This is a genomic window from Conyzicola nivalis, from assembly GCF_014639655.1.
Taxonomy (GTDB): Bacteria; Actinomycetota; Actinomycetes; order Actinomycetales; family Microbacteriaceae; genus Conyzicola; species Conyzicola nivalis.
Map to the genome: position 1 here is coordinate 344822 of NZ_BMGB01000001.1, position 14767 is coordinate 359588.

Annotated in this window: 17 protein-coding genes; 10 read left to right on the forward strand and 7 right to left on the reverse strand. The window is 67.6% G+C overall.

The annotated features are described in order from the left end of the window. Positions 1 to 10: 10 nt before the first annotated feature. The 7 genes from atpA (at position 11) to IEV96_RS01820 (ending at position 6255) form a co-directional block, all read left to right on the forward strand. Positions 11 to 1648 carry a F0F1 ATP synthase subunit alpha gene (gene atpA, locus IEV96_RS01790; RefSeq protein WP_188508997.1) on the forward strand — a complete coding sequence of 546 codons (1638 nt, stop codon included), beginning with the start codon at positions 11 to 13 and terminating at the stop codon, positions 1646 to 1648. Positions 1649 to 1692: 44 nt separating this feature from the next. After that, positions 1693 to 2592, forward strand: coding sequence for a F0F1 ATP synthase subunit gamma (locus tag IEV96_RS01795; protein ID WP_188508998.1), 900 nt, complete (start codon positions 1693 to 1695; stop codon positions 2590 to 2592). A 23-nt stretch (positions 2593 to 2615) separates the two neighbouring features. After that, positions 2616 to 4079, forward strand: coding sequence for a F0F1 ATP synthase subunit beta (gene atpD, locus IEV96_RS01800; RefSeq protein WP_188508999.1), 1464 nt, complete (start codon positions 2616 to 2618; stop codon positions 4077 to 4079). Positions 4080 to 4081: 2 nt separating this feature from the next. Further along, positions 4082 to 4342 (forward strand): F0F1 ATP synthase subunit epsilon, encoded by a 261-nt coding sequence (locus IEV96_RS01805; protein WP_188509000.1) that lies wholly within the window; start codon positions 4082 to 4084, stop codon positions 4340 to 4342. Positions 4343 to 4347: 5 nt separating this feature from the next. Next, a complete protein-coding gene (locus tag IEV96_RS01810) occupies positions 4348 to 4881 on the forward strand; it encodes a P-loop nucleotide/nucleoside kinase family protein (protein WP_188509001.1) in 534 nt (177 codons plus the stop codon). Positions 4882 to 4887: 6 nt separating this feature from the next. Then, entirely contained in the window at positions 4888 to 5634 is a 747-nt protein-coding gene (locus IEV96_RS01815; protein ID WP_188509002.1) for a YaaA family protein, read from the forward strand. A 66-nt stretch (positions 5635 to 5700) separates the two neighbouring features. After that, the gene (locus tag IEV96_RS01820; RefSeq protein ID WP_188509003.1) at positions 5701 to 6255 is read left to right on the forward strand and encodes a DUF5684 domain-containing protein; all 555 of its coding nucleotides are present in this window, start codon (positions 5701 to 5703) and stop codon (positions 6253 to 6255) included. A 57-nt stretch (positions 6256 to 6312) separates the two neighbouring features. On the opposite strand, the gene IEV96_RS01825 is transcribed toward IEV96_RS01820, so the two are convergent. Then, entirely contained in the window at positions 6313 to 6924 is a 612-nt protein-coding gene (locus tag IEV96_RS01825; protein WP_188509004.1) for a DNA-3-methyladenine glycosylase I, read from the reverse strand. After that, positions 6921 to 7484: a methylated-DNA--[protein]-cysteine S-methyltransferase gene (locus IEV96_RS01830; RefSeq protein WP_188509005.1), complete on the reverse strand. Its 564-nt coding sequence runs from the start codon at positions 7482 to 7484 to the stop codon at positions 6921 to 6923. The genes IEV96_RS01825 and IEV96_RS01830 overlap by 4 nt, the downstream gene beginning before the upstream one ends. Before the next feature lie 114 nt (positions 7485 to 7598). Between IEV96_RS01830 and IEV96_RS01835 the strand changes: the two genes are divergently transcribed. Further along, positions 7599 to 8576 carry an aldo/keto reductase gene (locus IEV96_RS01835; protein ID WP_188509006.1) on the forward strand — a complete coding sequence of 326 codons (978 nt, stop codon included), beginning with the start codon at positions 7599 to 7601 and terminating at the stop codon, positions 8574 to 8576. Here IEV96_RS01835 and IEV96_RS01840 read toward each other — a convergent pair whose 3' ends face one another. Then, the gene (locus IEV96_RS01840) at positions 8577 to 9479 is read right to left on the reverse strand and encodes an NADP-dependent oxidoreductase (protein WP_188509007.1); all 903 of its coding nucleotides are present in this window, start codon (positions 9477 to 9479) and stop codon (positions 8577 to 8579) included. It lies immediately after the preceding gene. A gap of 86 nt (positions 9480 to 9565) precedes the next feature. Here IEV96_RS01840 and IEV96_RS01845 point away from each other — a divergent pair, with 86 nt between their 5' ends. Further along, positions 9566 to 10735, forward strand: a complete 1170-nt coding sequence (locus tag IEV96_RS01845; protein WP_188509008.1) for a DUF4192 family protein — start codon at positions 9566 to 9568, stop codon at positions 10733 to 10735. 40 nt (positions 10736 to 10775) lie between these two features. Here IEV96_RS01845 and IEV96_RS01850 read toward each other — a convergent pair whose 3' ends face one another. Both IEV96_RS01850 and IEV96_RS01855 read right to left on the reverse strand, forming a co-directional pair. Next, positions 10776 to 11330 carry a TspO/MBR family protein gene (locus tag IEV96_RS01850; protein ID WP_188509009.1) on the reverse strand — a complete coding sequence of 185 codons (555 nt, stop codon included), beginning with the start codon at positions 11328 to 11330 and terminating at the stop codon, positions 10776 to 10778. 52 nt (positions 11331 to 11382) lie between these two features. Further along, positions 11383 to 12366, reverse strand: coding sequence for a hypothetical protein (locus IEV96_RS01855; RefSeq protein WP_188509010.1), 984 nt, complete (start codon positions 12364 to 12366; stop codon positions 11383 to 11385). 140 nt (positions 12367 to 12506) lie between these two features. Between IEV96_RS01855 and IEV96_RS01860 the strand changes: the two genes are divergently transcribed. After that, positions 12507 to 12941, forward strand: a complete 435-nt coding sequence (locus IEV96_RS01860) for an NUDIX hydrolase (protein WP_188509011.1) — start codon at positions 12507 to 12509, stop codon at positions 12939 to 12941. An 18-nt stretch (positions 12942 to 12959) separates the two neighbouring features. Here IEV96_RS01860 and IEV96_RS01865 read toward each other — a convergent pair whose 3' ends face one another. Then, positions 12960 to 13292, reverse strand: coding sequence for a hypothetical protein (locus IEV96_RS01865; protein WP_188509012.1), 333 nt, complete (start codon positions 13290 to 13292; stop codon positions 12960 to 12962). Positions 13293 to 13335: 43 nt separating this feature from the next. Continuing rightward, the gene (locus IEV96_RS01870) at positions 13336 to 14766 is read right to left on the reverse strand and encodes an aspartate aminotransferase family protein (RefSeq protein ID WP_188509013.1); all 1431 of its coding nucleotides are present in this window, start codon (positions 14764 to 14766) and stop codon (positions 13336 to 13338) included. Position 14767 lies beyond the last annotated feature (1 nt).

Consider the following 14767-nt stretch of genomic DNA (forward strand, 5'->3'; position numbering starts at 1 on the left):
GAAAAAGAAGATGGCAGAACTAACAATCAGCCCGGATGAGATCCGCGACGCGCTGAAAGACTTCGTCAAGGCCTACGAGCCCGGCGCCTCGGCGACCACCGAGGTCGGCTACGTCATCGACGCGGCCGACGGCATCGCCCACGTCGAGGGACTCCCCGGCGTTATGGCGAACGAGCTCATCAAGTTCTCGAACGGCGTTCTGGGCCTCGCCCAGAACCTCGACGAGAACGAGATCGGCGTCGTTGTGCTCGGCGAGTTCATCGACATCGTCGAAGGCATGGAGGTCACCCGCACCGGTGAGGTCCTCTCCGTCCCCGTGGGCGACGCCTACCTCGGTCGCGTCGTGGACACCCTCGGCGCCCCCATCGACGGCCTCGGCGAGATCGCTTCCGAGGGCCGTCGTGCTCTCGAACTCCAGGCCCCCGGCGTAATGCACCGCAAGAGCGTGCACGAGCCGATGCAGACCGGCATCAAGGCGATCGACGCCATGATCCCGATCGGCCGTGGCCAGCGCCAGCTCATCATCGGCGACCGCCAGACCGGCAAGTCGGCCATCGCGATCGACACGATCATCAACCAGAAGGCCAACTGGGAGTCGGGCGACGTCAACAAGCAGGTTCGCTGCATCTACGTCGCCATCGGCCAGAAGGGCTCCACGATCGCCGCCATCAAGGGCGCGCTCGAGGACGCCGGAGCCATGGAGTACACGACCATCGTCGCCGCTCCCGCCTCCGACCCCGCCGGCTTCAAGTACCTCGCCCCGTACACCGGTTCGGCCATCGGCCAGCACTGGATGTACGCCGGCAAGCACGTGCTCATCGTGTTCGACGACCTGTCGAAGCAGGCCGAGGCCTACCGCGCCGTGTCGCTGCTGCTGCGCCGTCCGCCGGGACGCGAGGCCTACCCGGGTGACGTGTTCTACCTGCACTCGCGCCTGCTGGAGCGTTGCGCCAAGCTGTCCGACGAGCTCGGCGCCGGCTCGATGACGGGTCTCCCGCTCATCGAGACCAAGGCCAACGACGTCTCGGCGTACATCCCGACCAACGTGATCTCGATCACCGACGGCCAGATCTTCCTGCAGTCCGACCTCTTCAACGCCAACCAGCGTCCCGCGGTCGACGTCGGAATCTCGGTGTCGCGAGTCGGTGGCGACGCCCAGGTCAAGTCGATCAAGAAGGTCTCGGGAACGCTCAAGCTCGAGCTGGCCCAGTACCGTTCGCTCGAGGCATTCGCGATGTTCGCATCCGACCTCGACCCCGCGAGCCGTCGCCAGCTGGCCCGCGGTGCCCGCCTCACCGAGCTGCTGCGCCAGCCGCAGTACTCGCCGTACCCCGTCGAAGACCAGGTCGTATCGATCTGGGCCGGAACGAACGGCAAGCTCGACGAGGTCCCGATCGAAGACGTCCTGCGCTTCGAGCGCGAACTGCTCGACTACCTCGGTCGCAACACCGAGGTGCTCAGCAAGCTGCGCGACACCAACGTCCTGAGCGACGACATCGTCACCGCCCTCAACGAGGGAGTCGACAAGTTCAAGCTCGAGTTCCAGACCGGAGAAGGCAAGCCCCTGCTATCGGTCGGCTCAGAGAAGTTCGACGAGCTCGCCAAGGAAGACGTCAACCAGGAAAAGATCGTCAAGCAGAAGCGCTAAGCGCTTCTACTTCGATCGACGACTGAAACCAAAGGAATAAAGACATGGGAGCGCAACTTCGGGTCTACCGGCAGAAGATCAAGTCTGCCCAGACGACCAAGAAGATCACTCGGGCCATGGAGCTCATCTCCGCTTCGCGCATCCAAAAGGCGCAGCAGCGGGTTGCAGCATCCGGGCCGTATTCACGCGCTGTGACGCGCGCCGTGTCGGCTGTCGCCACGTTCTCCAACGTCGACCACATCCTCACCACGGAACCGGAGAAAATCGAGCGCGCCGCGATCGTCATCTTCTCCTCCGACCGCGGTCTCGCTGGAGCCTTCAGCTCCAGCGTGCTGAAGGAAGCCGGCGAGCTCGCTGCCCTGCTGCAGAGCCAGGGCCGCGAGGTCGTCTACTACCTGGTCGGCCGCAAGGCGATCGCGAACTTCGCGTTCCGCAAGCGCGCGTCCGAGCAGCAGTGGACCGGGTCGACCGAGCGCCCGGAGTTCGAAACGGCGCAGTCGATCGGCGAGGCCCTCGTGGCCAAGTTCGTTCAGCCCGCGAGCGAGGGCGGCGTGGACGAGATCCACATCGTCTTCAACCGTTTCGTGAGCGTGGTGACCCAGGTTCCCGAGGTCGTCCGTCTTCTACCTCTCGAGGTCGTCGAAGGCGTCGAGAGCCCCGAGCCGAGCGACGTCCTGCCGCTCTACGAGTTCGAGCCGGAGGTCAGCGATGTGCTCGACGCTCTTCTTCCCGTCTACATCGAGAGCCGCATCTTCAACGCAATGTTGCAGTCGGCTGCGTCTGAGCACGCTGCCCGTCAGCGCGCGATGAAGTCGGCAAGCGACAACGCCGACAAGCTCATCAAGGACTACACCCGACTGTCGAACAACGCTCGCCAGTCCGAGATCACCCAACAGATTTCCGAGATCGTTGGCGGCGCAGACGCCCTCAGCTCGGCGAAATAGAACCTCAGGAGAATAGGGAAGCCATGACTACCTCAGCCCCCGCCGCCACGCCGGATGTGGCCACGCCCACCGGCGTCGGCCGCATCGCCCGCGTAACCGGCCCCGTCGTCGACATCGAGTTCCCGCACGACTCGATTCCCGGCATCTACAACGCCCTCAAGACGACGATCACCGTCGGAGACGAGTCGAACGAGATCACGCTCGAGGTCGCACAGCACCTCGGTGACGACCTCGTCCGCGCCATCGCGCTCAACCCGACCGACGGACTCGTCCGCGGCCAGGAAGTTCGCGACTCCGGATCGCCGATCACCGTTCCCGTTGGTGACATCACCAAGGGCAAGGTCTTCAACGTCATCGGCGACATCCTCAACAACGAGGGTGGCGAGCCGATCGAGATCACCGAGCGCTGGCCCATCCACCGCAAGCCCCCGGCATTCGACCAGCTCGAGTCGAAGACCGAACTGTTCGAGACCGGCATCAAGGTCATCGACCTTCTCACGCCGTACGTTCTCGGCGGAAAGATCGGCCTCTTCGGTGGAGCCGGTGTCGGCAAGACGGTTCTGATCCAGGAGATGATCCAGCGCGTTGCGCAGGACCACGGTGGAGTGTCCGTGTTCGCCGGTGTCGGTGAGCGCACCCGTGAGGGCAACGACCTCATCGCAGAGATGGAAGAGGCCGGCGTCTTCGACAAGACCGCGTTGGTCTTCGGCCAGATGGATGAGCCGCCGGGAACGCGTCTCCGCGTGGCCCTGTCGGCGCTCACGATGGCGGAGTACTTCCGCGACGTGAAGAACCAGGACGTGCTGCTCTTCATCGACAACATCTTCCGCTTCACGCAGGCAGGTTCCGAGGTTTCGACGCTTCTCGGCCGCATGCCGTCCGCCGTGGGTTACCAGCCGAACCTCGCCGACGAGATGGGTGTGCTCCAGGAGCGCATCACCTCGACGCGTGGCCGCTCGATCACCTCGCTGCAGGCCATCTACGTGCCCGCCGACGACTACACCGACCCCGCGCCGGCTACGACGTTCGCCCACCTCGACGCGACGACCGAGCTCAGCCGTGAGATCGCGTCGAAGGGCCTCTACCCGGCCGTCGACCCGCTGACCTCGACCAGCCGCATCCTCGACCCCCGCTACCTGGGTGCCGACCACTACCGCGTCGCGACCGCCGTGAAGGCGATCCTCCAGAAGAACAAGGAACTCCAGGAGATCATCGCGATCCTCGGTGTCGACGAGCTCTCTGAAGAAGACAAGATCACAGTGTCGCGCGCACGCCGTATCCAGCAGTTCCTGTCGCAGAACACCTACATGGCGAAGAAGTTCACCGGTGTAGAGGGTTCGACGGTTCCGCTCAAGGACACGATCGAGTCGTTCGACGCGATCACCAAGGGCGAGTTCGACCACGTGGCCGAGCAGGCCTTCTTCAACGTCGGTGGCATCAACGACGTCGAAGAGCAGTGGGCGAAGATCCAGAAGGAGAACGGCTAGTCATGGCCGAACTCAAGGTCAGCGTCGTCTCGGCGGACAACGAGGTGTGGTCCGGAGCGGCGAAGCAGATCGTGGCGCGGACCACCGAGGGCGAGATCGGCATCCTGCCCGGTCACGAACCGCTCTTGGCGATCCTCGCCGCCGGTGAGGTGCGCGTCACGACTCTCGAGGGAGACGTGGTGACGGCGAGTGCCGCCGACGGTTTCCTCTCCGTCGAGCACAACACCGTGACGATCGTCGCGCGCAACGCCGAGCTGGTCTAACGCCGGTGCTCATCGCGATGGCCGGGCTTCCGGGAACCGGAAAAACGGCCATCGCCGAAGCGATCGGTGCGCGGCTGCTCAAGCCGGTAGTGTCGGTCGATCCCATCGAGTCCGCGATTCTGCGGGCCGGGATCGACGCAGACCAGCCGACTGGGTTGGCCGCGTACCTCGTCGCTGAAACGCTCACCGAGACGGTGATGCGTGCCGGGCACGGTGCCATCATCGACGCGGTCAACGCCGTGGATCCCGCCCGCGAGCAGTGGGTCAATCTCGCTGCCCGCTCCGGCGAGACGCTGCGGTTCATCGAAGTCGTCTGCTCCGACCTCGCGCTGCACCGCAAGCGGCTCGAAGAGCGGGAGCGTCACCTGCCGCACGTCGTGTCCCCGTCGTGGTTCGCCGTCGAGCAGAGTCTCGACGAATACGCCGAATGGTCGGGGTCGAGCGGTGCCGTCGAACGGCTCACCGTCGATTCGGTCGAACCCCTCGACGCGCTCGTAGAACGCGCCCTCGAGTTTCTCGGGCGCCCCTCCACTTCTTAGGACCGAATGCTCGTACTGCTCCCGCCGTCGGAGACCAAGCGCGACGGCGGCGAAGCCGGCCGTTCCCTCGATCTCACCGCGCTGCGGCACCCGCAACTCACCGCCCAGCGGAGTGCGGCCGTCTCCGCGCTGACGGCCCTGTCCCGCGACGTCGTCGCCTCGACCGCCGCCCTCGGTCTCGGGCCGACCCAAGGGTTCGAGATCGAACGCAATAACGCTCTCGAGTCGTCGCCGGTGATGCCGGCTATCGACCGCTACACCGGCGTGCTCTACGACGGCATCGACACCGTGAGCCTGACCGCGGAACAGCGCGCGTGGGTGGTGCGGCACGTCGTGGTGAACTCGGCTCTGTTCGGCCTGCTTGGCGCAGGCGACGAGATCCCCGCCTACCGCCTGTCGCACGACTCCAGGCTGCCCGGCCTGCCGCTCAAGAAACTCTGGCGGGCGGCGAACGCGGAGGTGCTCGCGGCCACGCCCGGTGTCATCCTCGACCTGCGGTCGGAGTCGTACGCCGCTCTCGGCCCGCTGCCGGGGCACGACGACGCACACTACCTACGCGTCGTGACGCAGACGGCCACCGGCCAGAAGAAGGCGCTGACGCACTTCAACAAGAAGGGCAAGGGCGTTTTCGTGCGGCAGCTCGCCCAGGCGGGTCGCGATCACGAGAGCGTCGAATCCCTGCTGGAGTGGGCGGCGACGAGTGGCGTCCGCCTCGATCGCGGCAAACCGGGTGAACTCGAACTGACCGTCTGAGTCGTCCGTACAGCTGGCGATAGAGTGAGCGGGCGCACAGGCACGCACGACCCCGGGGGAATCAGGATGGATCCGTACGACAGCTACACGAGCGACGAGCAGGCTTTCGCGTCGCTCTTGCTGGTCTGGGGGATCGCGCTCGCCCTCGTGGCGGCAATCCTGGTCGTGAACTACCTACTGGTCGCGATCCCGCTTTCGGCGGTGTTCCGCAAGACCGGAATCGCACCGTGGAAGGCCTGGGTGCCGTTCTATTCCACCTACACGTGGCTGCGTCTCGGCGGCCAGAGCGGACACTGGGTGTGGGCGTCGCTGGTGCCGTACGGCGGGGTGGTGACCTCGGTCTTCCTCTACCTCGGCATGCACCGCACGGGCAGGGCGTTCGGCAAGGAGTCGGGCTTCGTCGCGTTGGGCATCCTGCTGCCGTGGGTGTGGCTGAGCATCCTGGGCTTCGGGCGCGCCGAGTACCGCCCCGAACTGATCGCGGCGGCGGGCTTGGGCGCACCCCTCGAGGGACACGGCGCGCACGTCTACGCGACTCCGGGCGTTATGCCCGCCGGGTCGCCCACCGCTTGGCCGATGTCTGCCCCACAGGAACCACCCGCGCCGCCCACTCGGGACTAGCCCGCGCCACCGGTCCGGCCACCGGCCCGCGCCACCTGTCCTGTCGCCGCGAACGCCCTACGCCGTCGCCCGGAAACACCCCGCGACGTGATCGTCGACCATGCCGCTCGACTGCATCAGCGCGTAGAGCGTGGTCGGGCCCACAAAGCGGAACCCCAGCGCCCGCAGCGCCTTGCTCGCCGCCGTCGACTCGGGCGTGATCGCCGGGATCTCGGCGAACGACGCCGGTGCGTGCGGACGCGCCGGGGGAGCGAAGCCCCACAGCAGTTCGTCGAGTGCGCCCGGTGAATCACGGGTCAGTTCGAGCGTGAGCCCGGCGTTCGCGATCGTCGCCTCGATCTTCGCGCGATTGCGGATGATCGCGGCGTTCTGCATCAGAGCATCGACATCGTCTGGCGTCATCGCCGCGACACGGGAGGGATCGAAGCCGTGGAAGGCGGCCCGGAAGTTCTCGCGCCGGCGCAGGATCGTGATCCACGACAGGCCGGCCTGGAATCCCTCGAGGCTGAGCTTCTCGAAGAGCGGACGGTCGCCGTGCAACGGGAAGCCCCACTCGGTGTCGTGGTAGCGCTGATACTCGGCGTCTGAGCCGGCCCAGGAACACCGCCGCACCCCGTCTTCGCCGACGACGAGGCTCGGGCGTGGCCGCACCGTCGCCGTCTCGCTCACGCGGGAACGCCGAGCTGCTTTGCCGCGGGGGTCGCCGTCGTGAGCACCGTGCGGTGAACTATGCCCTCGTGGTCGAGCAGCCACGCCTTGGTGGGGATGCCGTTGCCGCCGCTGTAGCCGGTGATCTTTCCGTTGCCGGCGAGGATGCGGTGGCAGGGCACGATGATCGGGATCGGGTTGGCGCCCACGGCACCCCCGACGGCCCGCCCCGCGGTCGCCCTGCCGGTGGCCGCGCCGATGCTGCCGTAGGAGGCGACCTCGCCCCAGCCGAGCGTCGCCAGCTCGTTCCACACGGCCTTCTGGAACTCGGTGCCCGCGAGCGACACCGGCACATCGAAGTCGTGACGGGTGCCGGCGAAGTATTCGGTGAGCTGCGTCTTAGCGGTCTCGAGAACGGCGGTGCTGTTCTCGGGGAACTCTTCGAGCGGCAGGGAGCCCGCCCGCTCGATGCTGAGAGACGTTACCGCTTGGCCGTCGCTGGTGAGCTCGAGCCGGCCGATCGGGCTGTCGACGCGCACGAGAAACGGCGGGGCGGTGAAGGTGACGGATCGAATGGTCATGGGTCGACTGTAACGCCAGCCGACAAGACCGATCCGGCACTTTTCGGACATGGCGAAACCTCCGCGACCTCACCGGCCTGGGGAGGACAGGACGCCCCGGTCTAGCATGATCGCATGGCTACCATCGAGTATCGCAACCTCGGCGCGAGCGGACTCCGCGTCTCGACCATCGGTTTGGGCTGCAACAACTTCGGCCGGGCCGATACGCCCACCGAGACGCAGGCCGGCACCGACGCCGTCATCCACGCCGCGATCGACGCGGGCGTCACCCTGTTCGACACCGCGGACATCTACGGCGCCGAGCGCGGCCTGAGCGAGACGCTGATGGGCAACTCCCTCGGCGCCCGCCGGAACCACATCGTGCTCGCGACGAAGTTCGGAATGGACATGGCGGGGGCGAACGGGCCCGACTGGGGTGCGCGCGGCTCGCGCCGGTACATCCGTCTCGCCGTCGAGGCCTCGCTACGCAGGCTGCAGACCGACTGGATCGACCTCTATCAGCTGCACACGCCCGACCCGCTCACTCCCATCGGCGAGACGCTGAGCGCACTCGACGACCTCATCACCGAGGGCAAGGTGCGCTATATCGGCCACTCGAACCTCGCGGGTTGGCAGATCGCCGACGCCGAGTACACGGCGGCCCTCGGTTCGCATCCGAAGTTCGTGTCGGCGCAGAACGAGTACAGCCTGCTCGTGCGCGACGCCGAGGCGGAGGTGCTGCCCGCCGTCAACGCGTACGGGCTCGGGTTCCTGCCGTTCTTCCCGCTCTACAACGGGCTGTTCACGGGCAAGTTCTCGCGCGAGGGCGGCCCGGCAGACAGTCGCATCATGCGCATCCGTTCGCATCTGCTGACCGACGCACCGTGGGACACCATCGAGCGCTACGAGGCGTTCTGCGCGGCCCGCGGCGTCAGCATGCTCGAGGCCACCTTCGCCTGGCTGCTCGCCCAGCCGGGCCTGACCAGCGTGATCGCGGGGGCGACGAGACCCGATCAGATCGAACAGAATGCGGATGCCGCCGTCGCGTGGGCCCCGAGTCCCGAAGAGGTCGCCGAGATCTCGGAGATCTTCGACCCGGCGTCGCTCGCGTAGCTACGGCACTGTGAGCACGATCTTGCCCGGTCCGCTGCGTTCTTCGAAGCGCCGGTAGGCGTCGGCGACCCGCGCGAGCGGGAAGGTGGCGAGGATCGGGAACACCAGTTCCCCGGTGACGGTCTGGCGCGCGAGCTCCACGAGCTCGGCGCGGCTCTTGCGGCCGCCGCCGACGTTGCCGATGCCGGGAGTGTCGAAGTCGACGATCGAGTTGATGCGGGAGGGCGCGATGCCCAATTCGAGGCCGATGCGCACCGACGCGGGGCCCGAGTTGTCGAGCATCGCCGTGTATCCGTGCGGTGCGGCGGCGCGCAGCCGCTCCAGCTCACCGTCGCCGTAGGCGACCGGGATGGCGCCGAGCGAGCGCAGGAGGTCATGGTTGGGTTCGCTCGCTGTGCCGATGACCGTGGCGCCCGTCGCGCGGGCGAATTGCGTGGCGAGCAGCCCGACCCCGCCGGCGGCCGCCGTGACGATGACGGTGTCGTCGGCGGTGAGCGCGAGCGAGTCGGTCGAGCGGCGCGCCGCGTTTCCCACGAGACCGATGCCGGCAGCGACCGCCCAGTCGAGCCCGGCGGGTTTGGGCGCGACGTTGGCGGCGCGGACCACCACGTACTCGGCTTGCGCCGCGAAGGACGTGTAGCCGAGCACCTCGTCCCCGGAGGAGACGTCGTCCACGCCGTCGCCGACTTCGTCGACCACGCCGGCGAATTCCGCTCCTTGGCCGCTCGGCAGGGCGTGCTCGGCCACGTATCCGCCTCGACGCACCTTGTAGTCGTAGGCGTTGAGTCCCGCGGCGCGGACGGCCACCCGCACCTGCCCCTCGCCGGCGTGCGGCTCGTCGACGTCGACGACGCGCAGGACGTCGGGGGATCCGAATTGCGAGTACCTGACCGCGAGTGACATGCGAGCCAGCTTATGCACAGCCTCGGGTTCTGCACAGATCGCCTCGCGCCCGGCACCCCGGCCCGCCCGACGCCGAGACTGGCGGCATGCCTACAGTTACCGCCGCCAACGCCGCGGACTTCCTCGCCGTCGTGCCCCATCTGGTCGGGTTCGAGCCCCGAAACAGCATCGTCTTCGTCGCTTTCCGCGGGAGGCGCACCTGCGGCGCCTTGCGGTTCGACCTTCCGCGGTTCGACCTTCCTGGGTTCGACCTTCCGGGGCCCGCCGGGTCGGATGACGCGGGGCGGCGCCTCCACAAACGGGTGGCCACAACGCTCGTCGGCACCCTGAGCAAACTGCAGGGCGTCGACGCCGTCGTACCGGTCGTGTTCACAGACGAGGGCTTCGGCGGCTCCGGTCCACCCCGTGAGCACTTCGTCGCGGCCGTCGCGGCCCGCCTCGAGTTCTCCGGTTTTACGGTCCGCGACGCGCTGTGCGTCGCGTCGGACGGCTGGGGCTCGTACCTCGACGACCGGTGTCCCGCCGAGGGCCGGCCGCTCGCCGCTATCGAGCGGTCGGGCGTTCTCGACGGGCTCTCCGCCGACGCCCTCCGTCCGCTCGGCGACGTCGCGGGCTGGGCGGCGTTGCCCGACGTCGGCGCGATCGACTGCGAGCGGGTGGCGAAGCTCGTACTCCGGTTCGCCGCGCTGGTCGACGGTACTCCCGGGTGCCCGATCGACCCGCGCGTCGCGCGAGCCATCGGCCTGCCTCGCGCCCAAGGCCCGGGCGACGTTCCGTCGACCCTCGAAGCGATCCTGCGCATCGACCCCGGCCGCATCGAGCCGGCGGCCGCCGCGTTCGTCATCGCCGTCGTGCGTTCGCCCGCCCTCCGCGACGTCGTTATGCTGCAGTGGGCCTTCGACCTCGAGACGGGAGAGCGTGTGCTCGCCGACGCGCACCGGTTCGCGCTGGGCGCTCCCGCCGACGCGCTCCCCACTGCCGGGCTGATGCTCGGCCGGGGTCCGCGACCGGATCCCGCCCGCGTCGAGACGGCGATCTCCCTGATCAAGACCATCGCCGCGCTGGCGCCGCGCCGCGCCCGTCCGCCCCTGCTGTGCATGCTCGCCTGGCTCAATTGGGCTCTCGGGCGCAGCAGCGTTGCGAACGAATTCGTGTGTGCGTCCGAAGCCATCGATGCCGACTACAGCCTCGCGGAGGTGCTGCGCATGGTGTTGGAGAGGGGGATTCTTCCCGAATGGGCGTTCGCCGGCGGCTAACTGCGCTACCGGCTACCGGCTACCGGCTACCGGCTACCGGCTAGCTGTTCAGCGCCGCCAGTGCCCAGTTGAGCGTCGTAGCGAACAGCACCCACGCCCAGTAGGGCACGAGCAACCACGCGGCCACCCTGCTGACGCGCCAGAACGACAGCATGGTGAGCAGCACCGCCACGTCGAGGGCGAGGATGATCACGAGGGCGATCCACAGCGCCGGTGCACCGAGCGACGGGTAGAGGCCGAAGAAGACGGGCGTCCACAGGGCATTCAGCACGAGCTGCACGATGTAGAGGGTCAGCGCCGGGCGCACCGAGACGCGGTCGCGCTGCCGCCAGACGAGCCAGGCGGCGACGCTCATCAGCGTGTAGAGCAGCGTCCAGGCCGGTCCGAACACCCAGCTCGGCGGGTTCCACGGTGCCTTCTCCGCGTCGGCATACCACCCTTCGACGTTTCCGGCGGTAGCCGTCGAGCCGAGCGCGGCCACCGCGAACGAGATCGCGAGGAACAGCACGAGCGCGAGCACCGACCTCCCCGTCGAGGTGGCGGGAGTTTTCGACGCGGCGGTCGACGATGCGGCGTGTGCGGATGACTCTGACATGCCCTTCACCCTACGTTCGCCGTGGTGCCGGGTCGAGTCCGACCGGGCGACTCTACAGACCGTCGCCGCTGCGGGGCGCGATGTTGATGCTGCTGTTGAGGTCGTCGACGTCGGCGTTCAAACCGTCGAGTTCGGCGAGTTTGGTCTGGTAGCTCGCGTCGCGCGCGGAGATCGAGGCGTACAGCGCGTCGAGATCCTGCTGGCGCTGCAGCAGTGCGTTGCGCTCGCGGGTGAACTGCGCCTGGGACGAAAAATCGCCGCTGTCGGCACGCACGTTGAAGGTCGCGACGTCGGAGTCGAGCCGGTCGAACCCCGCCGTGTACGAGGCGTAGTCGGCCTCGATCCCCGCGGCGAGGGCTTCGAGTTCGGCGACGAGGGCTTCGGCACGGTTCTCGAGGTCGACGAAGACCTGATTCGACACGGTGAATAGACCCACGAGCAGCTGGCGGTCGTGGAACAGGTCGGCATAGTGCTTCTCGAGCCTCGGGTCGAGTTGGGCGACCTCGGTGCCGAGGATGGAGTGCAGCTCGTTCAGGCGTTCGCCTGGCTCGCTGCGCGCGTAGAACTCCATGCGCTCGACGAAGGCGGGGTCGCCCTCCATCGCGACGGCCTGGGCCTCGAGCAGGGGGGAGATGGCCGCGAGTTCGGCGTCGCCCATGCGGGCCCACGCGGCGTGCAACATCTCGTGGGCCGCGATGACCTCCTCCATGCCGTCGAGACGTTCGTCGGTGATGTCGTAGAGGTGGATCGCGCTCGACGCCGGAAGGTAGCAGCCGAGCGTGCCGACGCCCTCTTCGTCGCTCGAGCAGATCGAGTCGAACTCCTCCTGGTCGTTCACCTCGGGATGGGTCGCGTAGAAGAGGAACTCGCCCTGCTCGGTCATCGACGACCGTTGCACGTACCCCGCGATTTCCTCGCTGGGCTCGAAGTTCCACACGGCGAGCTGGTCGGTGATGCGCTGTCCGTGCTGCGTCGCCCACGCGACGGGGACGAGCACGGCGAACTGGAGCGCGACGACCACGACGATGGCGAACACACCGACGAGCGGAAAACGCGCGCGTGCTGTGCGGCCGGCGGGCGGGGTCGTGTCGTTCAGAAGCTCGTCTCCGATGCGAGGGGCCGGTACCCGGCGGTGTGCAGAAACCTTAGCAGCGGCGCACCCGGCAGAATGGGACCATGCCGACCCCCGAGTCAGACACCGCCAGCGACCAGCGCGTCATCGTCATCGTCGCCGCGGTCATCGTCGACGACGCGGGCCGCCTGCTGCTCGTGCGCAAACGCGGCACCGAGCGTTTTATGCAGGCGGGCGGCAAGATCGACCAGGGGGAGACTCCGGCGGTCGCCCTCGTGCGCGAACTCCACGAGGAGCTGCTGCTCGTCGTGCAGCCGGGCGACCTCGACTACCTCGGCCGCTTCCACGCGCCGGCCGCCAACGAGGCGGGCTACGTCGTCGACGCCGAAGTGTTCTTCGTCACGGTTCACGGCGAGGCCGTGGCATCCGCCGAAATCGACGAACTCGTCTGGGTCTCGCCCCTCGAGGCGCTCGACATCCCGCTCGCGCCGCTCACGAGCGAGATCCTGCTCCCGTTGCTGGCGAAGCGCGCGGGCTAGCCCTCAGCGAAGCTCCGCTCAGCCCTTCTTGTGAGGGTGCTTGTTGTGCTTGTGCTGCTGTTTGGGCGGGTCGGCGGCCAGAAACTCCACGGCCTCGTCGATCGACGTCACCTCCGCGGGAACGCCGTCGTCGAGCTGGGACGGTTTCCAAGCCAGAATCACGTCCTGGCCCTTTTCGATGTACCCGACGGTGTTGCCGTCGGCCAGCACCTGCCAGTCGAGCGGGACGTCGGGAATGCCCATGCCTAGCGTCCGCGTCTTCGCGGTCGGCATGATCGTGACGGTGTGACCGACAGCTTCGAAGTCGATTCCTTCTGGTCGCAGCGTTGCGAGTTCGTCAAGAGTAACCATGGGGCCACCCTAGGCTGCGGGGCGGCGTGCGGCTAGGGCGGTGCTACAGCTTGGTCCAGGCCTCGGTGAGAACCGAGCGCAAAATCTGCTCGATCTCGTCGAACTCGGCGGGCCCCACGGTAAGAGGAGGCGCCAGCTGGATCACGGGGTCGCCGCGGTCGTCGGCCCGGCAGTACAGCCCCGCCTCGAACAGCGCCTTGGAGAGGAAGCCGCGCAGCAGGCGTTCCGACTCGTCCGCGTCGAAGGTCTCCTTGCTCGCCTTGTCCTTCACCAGCTCGATGCCGAAGAAGTAGCCGTCGCCTCGCACGTTGCCGACGATGGGCAGGTCGAGCAGTTTCTCGAGCGTTGCGCGGAACACCGGCGAGTTCTCGCGCACGTTCTCGTTGAGTTTTTCCTCCTCGAAGATGTCGAGGTTGGCGAGAGCGACCGCGGATGACACGGGGTGCCCGCCGAACGTGTAGCCGTGATAGAACGACACGTCGCCGTGCGCGAACGGCTCGTAGATCTTCTCGCTCACGATCGTGGCGCCGATCGGCGAGTAGCCGCTCGTCATCCCCTTGGCGCAGGTGATCATGTCGGGTTCGAAGCCGTAGGTGGTCGAGGCGAACATGTTGCCGATGCGTCCGAACCCGGTGATGACCTCGTCGGCCACCAGCAGCACGTCGTACCTGTCGCAGATCTCGCGCACGCGCGCGAAGTAGCCGGGAGGGGGAGGGAACGCTCCGCCCGAGTTCTGCACCGGCTCGAGGAAGACGGCCGCCACGGTCTCCGCGCCCTCGAACAGGATCATCTCCTCGATGCGGTTGGCGGCCCACTGGCCGAACGCGACCTCGTCGTCGGCCGGCGCGCCCATCTCGGCGGCGCGGTAGAAGTTGGTGTTCGGCACGCGGAACCCGCCGGGCGTGACCGGCTCGAACATCGCCTTCATGCCGGGGATGCCGGTGATCGCGAGTGCGCCCTGCGTGGTGCCGTGATACGCGACCGAGCGCGAAATGACCTTGTGCTTGGTGGGGCGGCCCTGCAGCTTCCAGTAGTACTTCGCGAGTTTGAACGCCGTCTCGACGGCCTCGCCCCCGCCCGAGGAGAAGAACACCCGGTTCAGCTCGCCCGGCGCGTACGAGGCCAGGCGGTCGGCGAGTTCGATCGCCGCGGGGTGCGCGTACGACCAGAGCGGGAAGAAGGCGAGCTCTTCGGCCTGCTTCGCGGCCACCTCGGCCAGGCGTTTGCGGCCGTGACCCGCGTTGACCACGAAGAGGCCCGAGAGCCCGTCGAAGTAGCGCTTTCCGCGGGTGTCCCAGATGTGGTGGCCGCTGCCCTTCACGATGATGGGCACGCCGCCGCCCTCCTCCATCACGGACTGCCGGTTGAAGTGCATCCAGAGGTGCTCTTTGGCTTTCTGCTGCAGGACGCTGTCGTCGACGGCGTGTGAGGGAGAAGGACCTTCGGATGGCACGGGCTGCACGGTCGTGGTCATG